15 protein-coding genes are annotated in these 16,816 nt (G+C 40.5%); 5 read left to right on the top strand and 10 right to left on the bottom strand.

Going from position 1 to position 16,816, the window contains the following annotated elements:
- Window positions 1-101 precede the first annotated feature (101 nt).
- Window positions 102-1,376 (top strand): argininosuccinate lyase, encoded by a 1,275-nt coding sequence (gene argH / locus LU635_RS10620; RefSeq protein WP_240098986.1) that lies wholly within the window; start codon window positions 102-104, stop codon window positions 1,374-1,376.
- Between the two features lie 101 nt (window positions 1,377-1,477).
- On the opposite strand, the gene leuB is transcribed toward argH, so the two are convergent.
- The 4 genes from leuB to LU635_RS10600 are packed head-to-tail and all read right to left on the bottom strand — an operon-like array spanning window position 1,478 to window position 5,790.
- Complete coding sequence (gene leuB / locus LU635_RS10615) at window positions 1,478-2,593, bottom strand: 3-isopropylmalate dehydrogenase (protein ID WP_240098984.1); 1,116 nt, start codon at window positions 2,591-2,593, stop codon at window positions 1,478-1,480.
- A 16-nt stretch (window positions 2,594-2,609) separates the two neighbouring features.
- Complete coding sequence (leuD, locus tag LU635_RS10610) at window positions 2,610-3,224, bottom strand: 3-isopropylmalate dehydratase small subunit (RefSeq protein WP_240098982.1); 615 nt, start codon at window positions 3,222-3,224, stop codon at window positions 2,610-2,612.
- A 1-nt stretch (window position 3,225) separates the two neighbouring features.
- Window positions 3,226-4,611: a 3-isopropylmalate dehydratase large subunit gene (gene leuC, locus LU635_RS10605; protein WP_240098980.1), complete on the bottom strand. Its 1,386-nt coding sequence runs from the start codon at window positions 4,609-4,611 to the stop codon at window positions 3,226-3,228.
- A 6-nt stretch (window positions 4,612-4,617) separates the two neighbouring features.
- Window positions 4,618-5,790, bottom strand: coding sequence for a 2-isopropylmalate synthase (locus tag LU635_RS10600; RefSeq protein ID WP_240098978.1), 1,173 nt, complete (start codon window positions 5,788-5,790; stop codon window positions 4,618-4,620).
- A gap of 148 nt (window positions 5,791-5,938) precedes the next feature.
- Here LU635_RS10600 and LU635_RS10595 point away from each other — a divergent pair, with 148 nt between their 5' ends.
- Both LU635_RS10595 and LU635_RS10590 read left to right on the top strand, forming a co-directional pair.
- A complete protein-coding gene (locus LU635_RS10595) occupies window positions 5,939-7,483 on the top strand; it encodes a hypothetical protein (RefSeq protein WP_240098975.1) in 1,545 nt (514 codons plus the stop codon).
- Between the two features lie 9 nt (window positions 7,484-7,492).
- Window positions 7,493-8,386, top strand: coding sequence for a DMT family transporter (locus tag LU635_RS10590; protein ID WP_240098973.1), 894 nt, complete (start codon window positions 7,493-7,495; stop codon window positions 8,384-8,386).
- Here LU635_RS10590 and LU635_RS10585 read toward each other — a convergent pair.
- Both LU635_RS10585 and panB read right to left on the bottom strand, forming a co-directional pair.
- A complete protein-coding gene (locus LU635_RS10585) occupies window positions 8,361-9,065 on the bottom strand; it encodes an RluA family pseudouridine synthase (RefSeq protein ID WP_240098971.1) in 705 nt (234 codons plus the stop codon). The genes LU635_RS10590 and LU635_RS10585 overlap by 26 nt on opposite strands.
- A gap of 65 nt (window positions 9,066-9,130) precedes the next feature.
- Window positions 9,131-9,949: a 3-methyl-2-oxobutanoate hydroxymethyltransferase gene (gene panB / locus LU635_RS10580; protein ID WP_240098969.1), complete on the bottom strand. Its 819-nt coding sequence runs from the start codon at window positions 9,947-9,949 to the stop codon at window positions 9,131-9,133.
- Window positions 9,950-10,013: 64 nt separating this feature from the next.
- Here panB and LU635_RS10575 point away from each other — a divergent pair, with 64 nt between their 5' ends.
- A complete protein-coding gene (locus LU635_RS10575) occupies window positions 10,014-10,460 on the top strand; it encodes a Cif family virulence factor (protein WP_240098967.1) in 447 nt (148 codons plus the stop codon).
- 65 nt (window positions 10,461-10,525) lie between these two features.
- Here LU635_RS10575 and LU635_RS10570 read toward each other — a convergent pair whose 3' ends face one another.
- The 3 genes from LU635_RS10570 to LU635_RS10560 form a co-directional block, all read right to left on the bottom strand.
- The gene (locus LU635_RS10570; protein WP_240098965.1) at window positions 10,526-11,530 is read right to left on the bottom strand and encodes an alcohol dehydrogenase; all 1,005 of its coding nucleotides are present in this window, start codon (window positions 11,528-11,530) and stop codon (window positions 10,526-10,528) included.
- A 67-nt stretch (window positions 11,531-11,597) separates the two neighbouring features.
- Window positions 11,598-12,245 carry a CPBP family glutamic-type intramembrane protease gene (locus LU635_RS10565; RefSeq protein ID WP_240098963.1) on the bottom strand — a complete coding sequence of 216 codons (648 nt, stop codon included), beginning with the start codon at window positions 12,243-12,245 and terminating at the stop codon, window positions 11,598-11,600.
- A gap of 63 nt (window positions 12,246-12,308) precedes the next feature.
- Entirely contained in the window at window positions 12,309-13,742 is a 1,434-nt protein-coding gene (locus LU635_RS10560; RefSeq protein WP_240098961.1) for an L-serine ammonia-lyase, read from the bottom strand.
- 217 nt (window positions 13,743-13,959) lie between these two features.
- On the opposite strand from LU635_RS10560, the gene dnaK reads away from it, so the two are divergent.
- Window positions 13,960-15,888, top strand: coding sequence for a molecular chaperone DnaK (gene dnaK, locus LU635_RS10555; protein WP_240098959.1), 1,929 nt, complete (start codon window positions 13,960-13,962; stop codon window positions 15,886-15,888).
- 253 nt (window positions 15,889-16,141) lie between these two features.
- On the opposite strand, the gene phoU is transcribed toward dnaK, so the two are convergent.
- Window positions 16,142-16,816 carry a phosphate signaling complex protein PhoU gene (gene phoU / locus LU635_RS10550; protein WP_240098957.1) on the bottom strand — a complete coding sequence of 225 codons (675 nt, stop codon included), beginning with the start codon at window positions 16,814-16,816 and terminating at the stop codon, window positions 16,142-16,144.

Raw genomic sequence — 16,816 nt, 5'->3', positions numbered from 1 at the left:
TCACCTGGAGCGAAGTCGAGAGGTCTGAATTATAGAGAAGCTGAAATCTAAGATTCGACGAAGTCAAACAAGTTCAGCTTGACGATTTTAAATTAAAGATTATGAAACTCTGGGACAAAGGTATTTCAATAGATAAAAAAATAGAAAAGTTCACGGTTGGCAACGACAGGGAACTGGATATGCATCTGGCCGAATATGATATCATCGCGTCTAAAGCTCACGCGAAGATGTTGGGAAAGGTAGGAATATTGGATGCCGGGGAAGTTGAGAAGATATTAAAAGAGCTGGATGAATTGAATGAACAGCTGGAGAAAGGAAGTTTTGTGATCGAGGAAGACTTTGAGGATGTCCATTCAAAAATAGAGTTTGAACTTACAAAGAAGCTCGGGGAAACCGGTAAAAAGATACATACTGCACGTTCCAGAAATGACCAGGTGCTTGTAGCAATGCAGCTTTATTTTAAAGAGAACCTGAAGGATATTCACATGAAAACTGAAGATCTCATTAATGTACTTTTAAAACTGGCCGAAGAGCATAAGGAAAAACTGCTTCCGGGCTATACCCATCTTCAGGTGGCCATGCCATCATCCTTTGGATTATGGTTTTCTGCTTACGCCGAATTACTGATCGATGATATTTATCTACTGGAAGCAGGGCAGAAGATAGTCGATCAGAATCCCCTGGGCTCAGCTGCCGGTTACGGATCATCTTTTCCTATAGACAGGGAATTCACCACCAAAGAGCTTGGTTTTTCTGACTTGAAATACAATGTGGTGGCTGCCCAGATGAGTCGTGGAAAATGTGAAAGAACGGTCACTTCAAATATTTCTTCCCTGGCTAATACACTTTCAAGATTTGCCATGGACGTTTGCCTGTATATGAGCCAGAATTTTGATTTCATTACTTTCCCTGATGAACTTACCACAGGTTCCAGCATTATGCCTCATAAGAAGAATCCTGATGTTTTTGAACTTATCAGGGGCAAGTGCAATAAACTTCAGGCCATCGCAAATGAGATGATCCTTATCACCAATAACCTTCCAAGTGGATACCACAGAGATTTTCAGCTAATTAAAGAGAACAGTATCTACGCGGTGGAAAATATGAAGGAGATCCTGGATATTTTTATTCACTCCATTTCGGTCATAAAGGTCAAGGATGTAGACCTTAATGATGAAAAATATAAATATCTGTTTACGGTAGACAGCATTAATGATCTTGTAATGCAGGGAAATTCATTCAGGGACGCGTATAAGGAAATAGGGGAGCAGGTACAGAACAATACTTATAAGCCTTCCGGATCTAAAAAGCATACACACCTTGGAAGTAAGGACAACCTGGCTTTAGACGAGATAAGGAGCAAACTGAAAAAATAAGATCAGTCTTTAGAAAGCTATTGGTCTTCATTCTTATCAGGGACAAAAAAACCTCCTGAAAAATAAATTCCAGGAGGTCCCAAACTTAAATGAAGAAAAAATTAAATAATGGTCATTTGGCCAAAATTTAAGTTGTCATTATTTATAATATGGTTTTCAGTATCACTGATCACGCTTTCAAGGAAGTCTCCAACCTTTTCAGTGGTATAATGATTGTCTGTATTGATATCTGGGGTACATACATTAAATTGAATGCTCACTTCTACAGCTTTTCTAACCACAGCAGCTTCTTTTTCAAGTCCGAAATGGTCCAGAAGCATGGCTGCTGAAAGAATGGAAGCTACGGGATTTGCAATTCCCTTTCCGGTCGCTTGCGGATAGGAGCCATGAATTGGTTCAAAAAGAGCACTTTTTTCTCCTACCGAAGCCGATTCCAGCAACCCGATACTACCGCCGATCACACTTGCTTCATCAGATAAAATATCCCCGAACATGTTTTCAGTTAGGATCACGTCGAACTGTTTTGGGTTTAAAATCATCTGCATGGCTGCATTATCTACAAAAAGAAAATCCAGTTGCACATCGTCATACTGCTTGCCCAGCTCTGTTACTGTCTTGCGCCATAACCTGGAAGTTTCCAGAACATTGGCCTTATCTACAAGCGTTAATTTCTTATTTCGGGATTGAGCTGCTTTAAAAGCCAAATGGGCAATCCTTTCAATTTCTTCCACGGAATAGGAACAAAGATCGGAGGCTGTTTTCCCATCTTCACTGGTGCTTTTTTCACCAAAGTATATTCCTCCGGTAAGCTCTCTGTAAATAACCATATCGGCTCCCGAGATATTCTCTGCTTTCAAAGGGGAACGGTCTACCAGTTTATCATAAGCCTTTACAGGTCTTATATTGGCAAAAAGACCAAGTTCCTTTCTTAATTTCAGCAATCCCTGTTCAGGTCTTACCTTAGCCGAAGGGTCATTGTCATATTTAGGATCACCAATTGCCCCAAACAGCACAGCGTCAGAATTTTTACATAGTTCCAGTGTAGCGTCCGGCAACGGATTTCCCCAAAAATCAATTGCTGCCGCACCTACGGCGGCCTCTTCAAAATGGAACTCGTGTTCAAATCGGTCTGCAACTGCCTTCAGCACTTTTACTGACTGCTGTGTGATTTCGGGACCAATCCCGTCTCCGGGAAGTACTGCTATATTTAATTTCATGACTATCTAATTTGTATTACATCTGAGCAGCCGTGTGCTTCTTTGAATCACTTTTCTTTTCGAATTTCTTTATAGAATCCAGTTTGCTAACCAGAAAATCTATATCGTCATAGCCGTTTATCAGACATGTTTTTTTATACGGATCTATATCAAAACCTTCTTTCAGGTTCGTTCCTGAAATTCCTATCTCCTGTTTTTCCAGATCGATCTTTATTTCCTGTGAAGGATCATTGTTTATAGCGGTAAATAGGTCCTGCAGAAAATCGGGGCTTACCTGCACAGGCAGGACACCGTTGTTAAGTGCATTCCCTTTGAAAATATCAGCAAAATAACTGGAAACAACTGCTTTAAAACCATAAGCTTTTATTGCCCAGGCAGCATGTTCACGGCTTGAACCGCATCCAAAATTATTACCTGCCACAAGGATGGATCCCTTATAATTGGAATCGTTCAGTATAAATTCTTCGTTTGGGCTACCATCTTTATTAAACCTCCAGTCCCTGAAAAGATTCTCACCAAAACCGGCTTTATCTGTCGCTTTTAGAAAGCGGGCTGGGATGATCTGATCGGTATCCACATTTTCAGCATCCAGTGGTACGGCAGTATCTATAAGTGTTATGAATTTCTCCATTTTAGTTCAGGCTTTTAGTAAAGTCGGTGATCTTTCCTGCCACAGCTGTGGCTGCTGCTGTAAGTGGACTGGCAAGAATCGTTCTTGATCCCTGTCCCTGTCTTCCTTCAAAGTTCCGATTGCTGGTTGAAACACAATATTCACCCTCCGGGATCTTATCGTCATTCATCGCAAGACAGGCTGAACAACCCGGTTGCCGAAGTTTAAAACCAGCCTCTTCAAATACCTTATCAAGGCCTTCTTCTTTGATCTGAGCCGCTACCTGACGTGAGCCCGGTACAATAAGGGCATTCACATTCTCTGCTTTTTGTTTTCCTTTAATATAGGAAGCCGCAACCCTGAAATCTTCGATCCTCGAATTTGTACAACTTCCAATAAAGATATAGTTGATAGGCTTTTCGAGGAGTGTTTCCCCTGGTTTGAAGTCCATATAGGCCAGGGCCTTCGCATCACTCTTATTACCTTCAGTTGGGATGGAACCAGTAAGTTTGATCCCCATTCCCGGATTCGTTCCGTAGGTGATCATTGGCTCAATATCCTCAGCCTCGAAGGAATATTCCTTATCGAATTCTGCACCTTCATCACTTTTTAAGGTCTTCCAGTATTCCAGCTGATTCTCAAATTCAAGTCCTTTAGGAGCAAACTCACGGCCTTTTACATACTCAAAAGTAGTTTCATCAGGAGCGATCAATCCACCTCGGGCACCCATTTCAATACTCATATTACAGACGGTCATCCGGCCTTCCATTGACATTTCTTCGAATACATTTCCGGCATATTCACAAAAATATCCGGTACCCGAATTGGTTCCCAGTTTACTGATGATATATAATATAACGTCTTTAGGAAGCACTCCTTTTTTCAGTTTCCCATTAACGTTAACCCTTAGTCTTTTAGGTTTCTCTACTAATAGGCACTGACTGGCAAACACCTGTGAAACCTGGCTGGTGCCAATCCCAAAAGCGATGGTACCAAATGCACCATGGGTAGAGGTGTGACTGTCCCCGCAAACAATGGTCATTCCCGGTTGGGTGATACCTAATTCCGGTGCCATCACATGTACAATGCCATTATAAGGATGTCCCAGGCCATAAAGTGTGATATTGTTCTCTTCGCAGTTCTGGGAAAGCTGTTTCAGTTGTTTTCTTGAAAGAAGGTCCTGTACCGGCAGATGCTGGTTCTCTGTCGGTGTATTGTGATCGGCCGTGGCTACGATCTGCTCCGGCCTGAAAACAGGAATATCCCGTTCTTTTAATTCATTAAAAGCCTGCGGACTTGTCACTTCATGTATAAGATGTTTATCGATATATAAAATGTCAGGTCCGTTTGGGATACTTTCCACCACATGGGAATCCCATATTTTATCAAATAATGTCTTTTTCTTCATAAAAGTTTAAGCAATTGCTCTGGAGCTCTTTCTATAGATCTCCATTATGGTATGTATATCTGCATCGGCCACTTCCTTTTTAGCATCAGCAAAATTCAGGAATTCGGCGTATACAACATCCAATTCAAGTTTTGTTAAATTGTACCCCATCTTTTTAGCCTTGAAAGCAAGGGCAGCCCTGCCACTTCTTGCAGTAAGCACAATTGCAGATTCGGTTACACCAACATCGGCAGGATCTATGATCTCATAGGTCTCGCGGTTCTTGATAACACCATCCTGATGTATACCTGAGCTATGCGCAAAAGCATTGGCTCCAACAATGGCTTTGTTTGGTTGCACCAACATTCCCATTTCACGGGAAACCATCTTACTTGTATCGAACAATAGCTTTGGATTGATATCAGTATTAAGGTTAAGAGTCGGGTGCTGACGTAGTATCATTACCACTTCTTCCAAAGCGGTATTTCCTGCACGCTCTCCTATACCATTGATGGTACATTCTATCTGGCGGGCTCCATTCATAACCCCTGCAATTGCATTGGCAGTAGCAAGACCAAGGTCATTGTGACAGTGGCATGAAATAATTACATTTTCAATCCCTTCCACATGATCTTTAAGGTATTTTATCTTTCTACCATAATCTTCAGGAAGGCAATATCCGGTAGTGTCCGGAATATTCAATACCGTAGCGCCGGCTTTAACAGCTTCACTGCATACCCTGGCAAGGAATTCATTACTGGTACGACCTGCATCCTCTGCATAGAACTCAACGTCATCTACATAACGTCTTGCATGTTCAACCGCAATTGCCGCTCTTTCTATGATCTCCTCACGGCTAGCTTTGAACTTGTATTTTATGTGAGAATCTGAAGTCCCTATACCGGTATGGATTCTTGGTTTCCGGGCATATTTCAATGCTCTTGCGGCAACTTCAATATCGTTTTTAACCGCCCGCGTAAGTCCGCAAACAGCAGCGTTTTTAACAATTTTAGAGATCTCAGTTACAGAAGAAAAATCTCCAGGACTGGATACCGGAAAACCGGCTTCAATCACATCTACTCCCAGTTCATCAAGTCTCGCAGCAATCTTTAATTTTTGTTGAGTATTAAGTTTACAGCCCGGGACTTGTTCTCCATCGCGCAAGGTAGTGTCAAAAATTTCTACTTTTTCTGTGCTCATATGAGATTTTTTTTGCTTTATCTTTAACTAAAGTATTGGAAAACATATGCATCAGTTAGGAGTTCAGGCATAGTGTTACGATATTTGAAGTATAAAATAATAGCAGAAAAGCCTTGTAAGACAGGGTTTTACAAATAAATGTATTACAATGACCAATGACTTAACCGAAAATCTTTTTTCTTTAATTAAATCTTTATCTGCTTCAGAAAAAAGACAATTCTCCCTTTATGTGGGAAGAATAGGGGTGAATACCGATAGTAAATTTTTGAATCTTTATAAGGTCATCTCAAAACAAAAGAAGTATAACGAGGATGAAATTTTAAAGAATACGAAAGTAAGCAAGCAACAGCTTTCCAATGTAAAGGCTCACCTTTATAAACAGTTACTTATCTCGCTTCGTTTGAATCCTGCTCATCAGGATATTCCTGTACAAATAAGGGAGCAGCTTGATTTTGCCTATATCCTTTATCACAAGGGGTTGTATAAACAAAGTCTGAAAATACTTGACAAGGTAAAATCTCTAGCGCTAACATATGAAGAGAAAAATGTGGCATATGAGATCCTGGAACTGGAAAAGATAATCGAGTCACAATATATCACACGAAGTATCAAGAACAGGGCTGAAACACTTATCCGGCAAACCGAGGAGCTGAACAAACTGAATCTTATTTCAGGACAGTTATCTAATCTTTCCCTGGAACTTTATTCTATTTTTCTAAAAATGGGTTATAGCCGGACGGAAGAGGAAGCAAAGGAGATTAAAGACTATTTTCAAAAAAAATTACCTGAATATAATTTCCGGGATCTTGGTTTCCGTGAGAAGCTATGGCTTTATAAGGCTCATTTATGGTATAGTTTCCTAATCCAGGATTTCCTGGGTTGTTATCGTTATTCCACAAAATGGAACGATCTGTTCAAGGAATATGATCATTTGATCCCAATTCATCCTGTTTCCTATTTGAAGGGCAGTCATTACCTGTTGGAGTCATTGTTTTATCTGAATCACACTGAATTGTTTGAGGCAACCCTGAAGCATCTGGAAGATTCCCTGCGTGATGCCAAGATCCCGCATGATGATAATATTGCCGCCCTTTCATTTCTCTATGTGTATTCCAATAAACTGAATTTAAAATTCATGAAAGGTGAGTTTGGTGATTCTGATGAACTGGTAGAAAAGATCAATCAGAAGATAAGCAAATTCAGGGGAAGACTGGATGAACATCATATTATGGTGTTCTATTATAAGATCGCCTGTCTTTATTTTGGTGATGGAAATAATAAAAAGTGTATCGAGTTCCTTAATAAGATCATTACCAACAAGTCACTGGAAATGCGGGAAGATCTTATGTGTTTTGCCAGGATACTTAACCTTGTAGCCCATTATGAAGCAGGACTTGATTACCACCTGGATAGTCTGATAAAATCTACCTATAAATTCCTGATCAGGATGAACGATCTGCATGAAGTACAGAAGGAAATGATAAGGTTCCTGAGAAATCTGCCAGATGTTTCTCCTTTGAATATTAAAGATGAGTTCAGGAAATTACATTCCAAGCTTAAAAAATTCGAAGATCATCCATTTGAAAAAAGAGCATTCTTATATTTGGACATTATTTCCTGGCTGGAAAGTAAGATCGAGAACCGGCCTGTAAAGGAGGTGATCAAAGAAAAGAATCAGGAATACTCAAGATAAGCATATATTTTGCCCCATCTAAACCAGCATTTTAAGAATATTCTGGAGCTTAACCTGGCTGTACTACTAATTAGTACTTCTGGTGCATTAGGCCGGTATATCACGCTGGATCCTTTTGTAATAATTCTGTTCAGGGCTTTAATGGCCGGTGTAGTGCTTTATTTGTTTTGTCGCTACAAAGCATTCAAAATTAGCATTGCCAACAGAAGGGATTTATTAAAGGTGATATTGGGAGGAAGCTTAATGGGTATACACTGGATCACCTATTTTTATTCTTTAAAACTATCAAGTGTTGCCATCGGGATGTTGAGCATTTATACTTACCCTGTTATCACTACTTTTCTGGAGCCTTTGCTTTTAAAAACAGGTTTTAGTAAGATGCATCTGGCACTGGCGGTTTTAGTGCTTTTCGGAATATATTTCCTGGTGCCCGAATTCAGTTTGAAAAATGATCAGACCCTGGCGGTAGCCCTTGGTGTAACCTCCGCATTTTTTTATTCCTTACGGAATATTTTGATGAAACAGGAGATAGAAAAATATAACGGATCTGTACTTATGATGTACCAGATGGTTATAATAAGCTGTTTGCTGCTTCCGGTCCTTTTCATTTTTGATCTTTCTAAAGTGGTTTCCCAGTTAGTGCCTATTTTCGTTCTGGCCTTCATCACAACCAGTCTGGGACATACCCTGTTACTGATGAGTTTCAGAAATTTTTCTGTGACTACAGCAAGTATAATCAGTAGTGCACAGCCGGTTTATGGAATATTAATAGGAATGTTATTTTTAGGGGAGTATCCTGCCTTAGAGACAGTGATAGGAGGCCTGCTGATTATTTGTGCAATTTTTGTTGAAATAAGCAGAAGCATGAGAAGACAGCCTAGTCCAGACACGAGTTCCATATAGCGTCTTTAGGAGATGGTGCTACTATATGAACAGGCACTTTCTTCACCGGATGTTCAAATTTGAGTTCCCGGGCATGCAGGTGGATACTTGCATCTTTGTTGCTTCGATCAAAACCATATTTCAGATCTCCTTTTATAGGACATCCTATAGCCGAAAGCTGGCTTCTTATCTGGTGATGTCTTCCTGTTTGAAGATCTACTTCCAGCAAATAATAATTATCCAATTCCTTTTTAAGGCGGTATTCAAGGATAGCCTTTTTACTCTCAGGAACCTCCTTAATATTAGCGTAAGATTTATTCTGCTTGGGATTTCGTTTAAGAAAATGTATTAATTTGTCACTATCTTTTGGAGGTCTTTGCTTAACCACTGCCCAGTAAGTCTTCTGCGCATCTTTATTCTGAAAGAGTTTATTCAGTCTGGGAAGTGCCTTTGAAGTTTTGGAAAAGAGAACGATTCCGCTGGTAGGTCTATCCAGACGGTGAACCACCCCCAGATAAACATTTCCAGGTTTGTTATATTTTTCCTTAAGGAAAGATTTCACTACCTCGCTTAAGGGCTTATCGCCGGTTTTATCTCCCTGCACGATATCACCTGGTCTTTTATTGACTATAATGATGTGATTGTCTTCGTAAAGAACTTCCAGGTTTTCTTTATTGGAATGTAGTTTTTCTGAAGCCAATTTTTCGGAAATTTTTTAGTAGAGTTTCGGTAGAAATAAGGAGATGTTAACCAGTCAACATTCCATTAATATTGTTCTTCATCTGATGGGAAGTCCTTGTTCTTTACATCGTCCCTGTAGTTCTCAAAAGCCTGGGTCATTTCGGCATGAAGATCAGCATAACGTCTCAGGAACCGTGGATTGAATTCATGTGTCATTCCCAGCATATCATGTATTACCAGTACCTGACCGTCTACATCTTTTCCTGCACCGATTCCAATTACCGGAATACTGATGCTTTCGGCTACTTCTTTAGCTAATTGTGCAGGAACTTTCTCAAGAACCACGGCAAAACACCCCATTTTTTCAAGCATTTTTGCATCGCTTTTCAGCTTTTCAGCTTCATGCTCTTCACGGGCCCTTACGGTATAAGTTCCAAATTTATATATTGATTGCGGGGTAAGTCCCAGGTGTCCCATTACAGGGATACCCGCATGTAGAATTCTTTTGATAGACTCTTTCACTTCCTTACCACCTTCAAGTTTTACGGCATGGGCGCCGCTTTCCTTCATTATTCTAATTGCTGACCTAAGGGCTTCCTTTGGGTCGCTCTGGTAACTTCCGAAGGGCAGATCTACCACCACCAGAGACCTGTTAATAGCTCTAACTACGCTGGTTGCGTGATAGATCATTTGGTCCAGAGTGATAGGCAGGGTCGTTTCATGACCAGCCATAACGTTGCTTGCAGAATCACCCACCAGAATCACATCTATTCCGGCGCCATCAACTATTTTAGCCATAGAGAAATCATAGGCAGTCAGCATGGCGATCTTTTCACCATTAGCTTTCATATCTACTAAAGATTTGGTAGTGATACGCTTGTATTCTTTTTTAGCAACAGACATTGGCTTCTATTTAAATTTGAGTAAAAGTAGTAAATTCGTGAGCCACATTCAAAACTAGCTTTCAATGAAAAAAATAATATTTCTGGCCCTGATTTTTGTGAATATGTCAGCTTTTGCCCAAAGGCAAACCCCCAGGGAATTAGTGGACGATTTTTTTGAAGCTTTTCATGCCCAGGATACGACTGAACTCAAGACCTTTGCACACGAAGGAGCGAGATTAGAATCGGTTTCTATTGATGCCGAAGGCAGTACCAAACTCATCACCGGTGATTATTCAAAATTCCTGAAAGGAATAGCTTCAATTCCAGCGGATGCTACATTCGAAGAAAAACTACATGAATTCAGAGTAGAGGAAAATGGACCACTGGCAACGGTTACGACTCCTTATTCATTTTATTATAATGGTGCTTTCAGTCATTGCGGTGTAAACAGTTTTCAGCTTGTTCAGTTCAATGGTAAGTGGAAGATCGTGTATCTTATAGATACCAGGACCACACAGGATTGTGACTAGTCTCAATTATAAGAAAAGCCGGAAATCAAAGCTGATATTCCGGCTGTAAAGGTTAGTATGGCAACTTAAGGTTTTAATACAACTCTAAATCTGGCCTTATTGTTCATCATTCTTTCAAAAGCTTCATTCACCTTCTCCAGGGGATATTCCTCTATCATTGGTTTTGTACCCGTCATGGCACTAAAGTTCAGGGTGTCTTCAGAATCCATCGCCGTACCGCTTGGCCAGCCCGCAGCCGATTTTCTTCCCATTAATAACTGCATTGGAGAGACTTCTATAGGTTCTCCGGTGGCAGCTACCATCAGTAGTTTTCCATCTATCCCCAGTCCGTCTACAACAGAAGATATGGCATCACTGTGAGGAGCAGTGGCAAGAATAAGCTTTGCGCCGCCCAGTTTCTGCAGTTCTTCTGAAGCGTCCTGCTTTTCGGTATTTATGAAATGGTGAGCTCCAAGTTCTTTAGCGAGCTCTTTTTTACTGTCACTGGTTGAGATTGCCACGGTACGCATTCCCATTTTTGAGGCATACTGAATGGCAAGATGACCGAGACCTCCAATTCCCTGAACGGCTACCAGATCACCTGCTCTTATTCCGGAATTTCTCAACGCATTATATACAGTGATCCCAGCACAGAGTAGGGGAGCCGCATCAACAGAGGATAGTTCTTCGGGGACATTGGCAACCGCCTCCTTGGGAGCTGTCATATATTCGGCATAACCACCATCATAAGAGATTCCGCTAATTTTTCCGTTTTGACAATTGATGAAATCACCACGCCGGCAGGATTCACATTCAAAACAGTGCCCGCCGTGCCAGCCAACACCAACACGCTGACCTATTTTCCAGTTATTCACCGATTTTCCTGTTTCCTCAATAATACCTACCACCTCATGACCAGGGACCCTGGGATATTCGATCCCCGGGAAAGCCCCTGCCTTTACAAAATTGTCGCTATGGCAAATTCCACAGGCTTCTACCTTAATTAATACTTCATTTTCATTGGGAGTGGGTTTATCGATATCCTTAACGATAAAATCCCCGCCTTTTTCTTCAATCAATGCTGCTTTCATAATTCTGCAATTTTTTTTAGGATGCAGAAGTTACAAAATCATGAAGCAATACCATTTTAAGGCTTTGTTAATACTGCGATAGGGTATAGGGTAACAGAAAGAAAAGGACTATGGAATTATTCATGCTATGCATTAGTATTGGCCAGATCATGCCTTTGTTCTCTAGTTTTATTTTTCCAAAGAAGAATCCGGCGATGATACGGGGAAAGATCATCATTAATAACACCAGGTCTATTTTAAAGCTATCAACATAATTGAATATATGAACAAAACCGAAAATAATAGCTCCCATAATCCAGATAAAGAGGTAATATTTATGCAACCAAGCGCATATTATTTTGTAAAATTCTGAGGGGATAAGTTTACCCATTGCGTAATAAAAAAGAAGTATGGTGCCAAATAATAAGGAGTAGCGTAATATCCAGTGTCCCTGTTCAGGAATCATGAAAACACCTGTCATATATATTATGGCACAGAGAAAAAGTTTAAGACTGAAAGGGGATGGCTTAAGAAGGCTCCTGAAGATACTTTCCTCAATTAGGGGAGCAGCGATCACGGCAAGAAATACAAATTTCCAGGGATGATCTTTAAGGGTTTCGAATAATTCGATCTGCTCATATTTATTGAAATCAAAATTGAATACAAAAACGTCTATAACACGAAGGGCAATGAAAAAAATAAAGTAGCATGCGATCATCAAAGTGAAATTCCTCAACAGGTTTTTCACTTTTGCCCAATTCCCGTATACTGACAGATCATTCAATTTTAAAATTAAATATTAGCAATCGCTAAGGTTCACTTTAACGGCCAGTCCGCCTTCAGATGTTTCTTTATATTTTGTACTCATATCCTTAGCCGTTTCCCACATGGTCTCGATAACTTTATCCAGTGGAACTTTTGCACGGCTGGCATCACTTTCCATGGCGATCTCAGCAGCATTTATCGCTTTAATGGCGCCCATTGCATTTCTTTCAATACAGGGAACCTGGACCAATCCTCCTATAGGGTCACAAGTAAGACCCAGGTGATGTTCCATTGCGATCTCACTGGCCATAAGGACCTGTTCCGGGGTGCCTCCCAGGAGTTCAGTAAGTCCACCTGCTGCCATTGCTGAAGAAACTCCAATTTCAGCCTGACAGCCACCCATTGCTGCCGAGATGGTAGCTCCTTTTTTGAAAAGACTACCGATTTCTCCCGCAACCAGCATGAACCTTTTTATTTCCTCAAAACCGGCCTTATGATTTTCGATTACCATATAGTACATAAGCACTGCAGGAACAGTCCCGGCACTTCCATTGGTTGGAGCCGTTACCACCCTTCCCAGGGAAGCATTCACCTCATTCACACTAAGGGCAAAACAACTTACCCATTTCAGTATTTGGCGGAACCTGACCTCAGTGTTTCTAATGGCGGCGATCCACTCTTCAGAAGATTCATATTTCTCTTCACCTATAAGGCGTTCTTGCATTTCGAAAGCCCTGCGTTTTACATTGAGTCCGCCAGGAAGTGTACCATCGGTATGGCAGCCGGTGTACATGGATTCCAGCATCACTTTCCATATCTGTTTCAGGCCTGCATCAATTTCCTCATCACTGCGGAGAGAACGTTCATTTTCAAGAACTATATCAGAGATCCTTTTATTTTCTGCTTTACAGTACTGCACCAGGTCAGTAGCTTTCTCAATTGGAAAGGGGAATTCCTGAAAACTCTTCATTTTCTTACTGGCATTCTTCCGTTCTTTTTTGACCACAAATCCACCTCCTATGGAATAAAATGAAGAAGAGGTCTTTTTGCCATTATTTAAGGTAGCCCTGAATGTGATTCCGTTTGGGTGGAATTCTAAAAATTTCCGATTGAATTTAATGTCTTCGCTGATATTAAAATTTAGTTCCTTTTCACCGTTCAGGAATAGCTTGCCTGATTCCCTGATCCTTTCAATTTCAGAATCAATAATTGAAATATCCATGGTGACGGGATCATGTCCAAGCAACCCAAGAAGGATTGCAATATCTGTTGCATGACCTTTTCCGGTAAGGCTTAAGGAGCCATACAGATCTACATGTATTTTTTCAAGCTCAGAGAACCTTTCTTTTTGTTTGAGTTCGGTAATCCACCTTTGGGCTGCACGCCATGGTCCTAAGGTATGGGAACTTGAAGGTCCAACACCCACCTTGAGCATGTCAAAAACGCTAATGCATTCTCTTTTTCGCATTCAGAGTACAAATTTGCTCACAAAAATAAGGAATTGTTAATGCTGTCCATGAAATATTGAAAAAATAATATTTATAAAAGTCAAAACGGCTGAATCAGGCCCGGTGACACGTGCTTTCAAAAAATGTGACAACCTGTCATAAGATTTGCGCTGGCATAATGATTGACTTCTAGTGACTGTAATTGAAAAACTAACGTAAAAAACAAGTTATATAGTTATGAGTAAAGTAATTGGAATTGACTTGGGTACCACCAACTCCTGCGTTGCCGTAATGGAAGGTAACGAGCCTACAGTGATACCTAATGCCGAAGGAAAAAGAACTACGCCTTCTGTTATTGCATTTGTGGAAGGTGGCGAAATAAAGGTTGGTGACCCTGCAAAACGTCAGGCAGTAACTAACCCACAGAAAACCATTTCTTCCATAAAACGTTTTATGGGAAATAAGTATTCTGAATCTGAAAGAGAAGCAAAAAGGGTTCCTTATACCGTAAAGAAAGGTGATAACGATACCGCACGTGTAGATGTGGACGGTCGTTTATATACTCCTCAGGAACTTTCAGCAATGGTACTTCAAAAAATGAAGAAAACTGCTGAAGATTATCTTGGACAGGATGTAACCGAAGCGGTGATTACCGTACCTGCATATTTTAATGACTCTCAGCGTCATGCAACCAAAGAAGCTGGTGAGATCGCTGGTCTTAAAGTAAGAAGGATCATCAACGAGCCTACAGCTGCGGCACTGGCTTACGGTCTGGATAAGAAATCACAAGATCAGAAGATCGCTGTATATGACCTTGGTGGTGGTACATTTGATATCTCTATCCTTGAATTAGGTGATGGGGTATTTGAAGTACTTTCTACTAATGGGGATACTCACCTTGGTGGTGATGACTTTGATGAAGTACTGATAGATTATCTTGCAGATAACTTTAAAAAAGCTGAAGATATCGATCTTAGAGAAGATCCTATGGCACTTCAGCGTTTAAAAGAAGCTGCCGAGAAAGCGAAGATCGAATTATCTTCTTCTACTCAAACAGAGATCAATCTTCCTTATGTAACTGCTACTGCAAGCGGACCAAAACACCTTGTAGAAACTATTACACGTTCAAAATTTGAACAACTGGCCCATGAACTTGTAAAAAGATCTATGGATCCGGTTCAAAAAGCACTTAGTGATGCAGGTCTAAGTAAAAGTGATATCGACGAGGTAATTCTTGTGGGTGGATCAACCCGTATCCCTAAGATCCAGGAAGAAGTAGAAGCATTCTTTGGTAAGAAGCCTTCAAAAGGTGTAAACCCGGATGAGGTTGTTGCAATTGGTGCAGCTATCCAGGGTGGTGTACTTACCGGAGACGTAAAAGATGTATTGCTTCTTGATGTTACTCCGCTATCTTTAGGTATTGAAACTATGGGAGGAGTGAACACTAAACTTATTGAGGCGAATACTACGATCCCAACCAAGAAGTCACAAACTTTCTCTACTGCAGCAGACAATCAGCCATCAGTTGAGATCCACGTACTTCAGGGTGAGCGTCCAATGGCCGCAGATAACAAGACAATTGGTAGATTCCACTTAGACGGAATACCACCAGCGCCAAGAGGAACACCTCAAATTGAAGTGACTTTCGATATTGATGCCAACGGTATCATTAAAGTAAGTGCTACAGATAAAGCAACTGGTAAGTCTCAGGATATTCGTATTGAAGCTTCTTCAGGATTGACAGAAGAGGAAATCGAAAAAATGAAGAAAGAGGCTGAAGCGAATGCTGAAACCGATAAGAAAGCTAAGGAGAAAGTTGATAAGCTGAATGAAGCTGATGCAATGATCTTCCAGACTGAAAAGCAGTTGAAAGAATTTGGTGATAAATTATCTGACGATAAGAAGAAGCCAATCGAGGAAGCCCTGGAAGAGCTTAAGAAAGCTTACGAAACTAAAGAAGTTGAAACTATTCAGCCGGCCCTTGACAAGATCAATGAAGCATGGAAAACAGCTTCAGAAGAAATGTACAAGGCACAGGCAGAAGCTCAGGGCGGACAAGCCGGAGGACCACAACAAGGTGCAACCGGAGCCCAGGATGGATCTGAAGGTGGAGACACCAAAAGTGGAGACGACGTAGAAGATGTAGATTTTGAAGAAGTGAAGTAAGCAGAGAACCATTTTGGTAAACAAAATGAGTGAATCGCTTATCCCGGGCAAAACAAGGGATCTTCACTAAATACATAGAACTGAAAGCACGACCTGAGAAGGTCGTGCTTTTTTTATGCTCTTCTTTTGCTAAACCTTATGTTCTCGCTTGTCTTAACCATAAGCTAAGCATCAACAAAAGGTGAACCTATATGCAAAGAAAAACCCTCGCAATTCGCGAGGGTTTTTCTTATGGATCAATAAAAATAAATTACTATTTCTTAGGGCCTTTTTTCTTACTGTGCTTAAGAACCTCGGCTTCCATATAAAAGATGATCTCTTCAGCAATATTCGTTATCAGATCACCTACACGCTCAATTTTCTTAATAACCGAAAAAAGAAGCAGGTACTGTTCTATAAGTGAAGGATCTTTTTTTACTTCTTTTGAGATCACTCCAAATGCACTCAGGTTGATCTTGTTCAAAAGTTTATCTTTTTTAAAAACCTTCCTTGCTTTATTGGCATCTTCATCTCTAAAAGCTATCTGTATATCATCCAGCATTGAGAGCCCAGCCTCATACATCTCTTCAAACCTTAATTTTTCAAGTAATTTCTTGTCTACCGGAGTGTCTACTTCAACTATATATTTGGAGATTCCATAAGCATGATCGCCCACTCTCTCAAGATCGAAATTGATCTTTCTAAGGGCAAGTACAAATCTGAGATCTACAGCAACGGGGTTGTGAAGGGCGATGAATCGCTCGCAATCCCTATCAATTCTAAGATCAAGGCTATTTACCCTGTTTTCTGAATGCAGTACATCTTCAGCAAGATCATTATCATGATTTAAAAATGCCTCTCTGGATTTCTTTAATTGCTTTCTACAGAGATTGAACATTTCCATTCCATGCTGTTTAAGCAACTCTCTATGTTCGTCTAAATTTATCAT

It is taken from the genome of Christiangramia crocea, from assembly GCF_022410465.1.
Lineage (GTDB): Bacteria > Bacteroidota > Bacteroidia > Flavobacteriales > Flavobacteriaceae > Christiangramia > Christiangramia crocea.
The sequence above is the reverse complement of the archived record's forward strand: the minus strand, read 5'-3'. Positions and strand labels throughout refer to the sequence as shown.

Bases quoted from the DNA above. Each gene is read 5' to 3' on its own strand.
- argH (WP_240098986.1), top strand. From the start codon at position 102: ATGAAACTCTGGGACAAAGGTATTTCAATAGATAAAAAAATAGAAAAG.
- leuB (WP_240098984.1), bottom strand. From the start codon at position 2,593: ATGAAATTAAATATAGCAGTACTTCCCGGAGACGGGATTGGTCCCGAA.
- leuD (WP_240098982.1), bottom strand. From the start codon at position 3,224: ATGGAGAAATTCATAACACTTATAGATACTGCCGTACCACTGGATGCT.
- leuC (WP_240098980.1), bottom strand. From the start codon at position 4,611: ATGAAGAAAAAGACATTATTTGATAAAATATGGGATTCCCATGTGGTG.
- LU635_RS10600 (WP_240098978.1), bottom strand. From the start codon at position 5,790: ATGAGCACAGAAAAAGTAGAAATTTTTGACACTACCTTGCGCGATGGA.
- LU635_RS10595 (WP_240098975.1), top strand. From the start codon at position 5,939: ATGACCAATGACTTAACCGAAAATCTTTTTTCTTTAATTAAATCTTTA.
- panB (WP_240098969.1), bottom strand. From the start codon at position 9,949: ATGTCTGTTGCTAAAAAAGAATACAAGCGTATCACTACCAAATCTTTA.
- LU635_RS10575 (WP_240098967.1), top strand. From the start codon at position 10,014: ATGAAAAAAATAATATTTCTGGCCCTGATTTTTGTGAATATGTCAGCT.
- LU635_RS10570 (WP_240098965.1), bottom strand. From the start codon at position 11,530: ATGAAAGCAGCATTGATTGAAGAAAAAGGCGGGGATTTTATCGTTAAG.
- LU635_RS10560 (WP_240098961.1), bottom strand. From the start codon at position 13,742: ATGCGAAAAAGAGAATGCATTAGCGTTTTTGACATGCTCAAGGTGGGT.
- dnaK (WP_240098959.1), top strand. From the start codon at position 13,960: ATGAGTAAAGTAATTGGAATTGACTTGGGTACCACCAACTCCTGCGTT.
- phoU (WP_240098957.1), bottom strand. From the start codon at position 16,816: ATGATAAATTTAGACGAACATAGAGAGTTGCTTAAACAGCATGGAATG.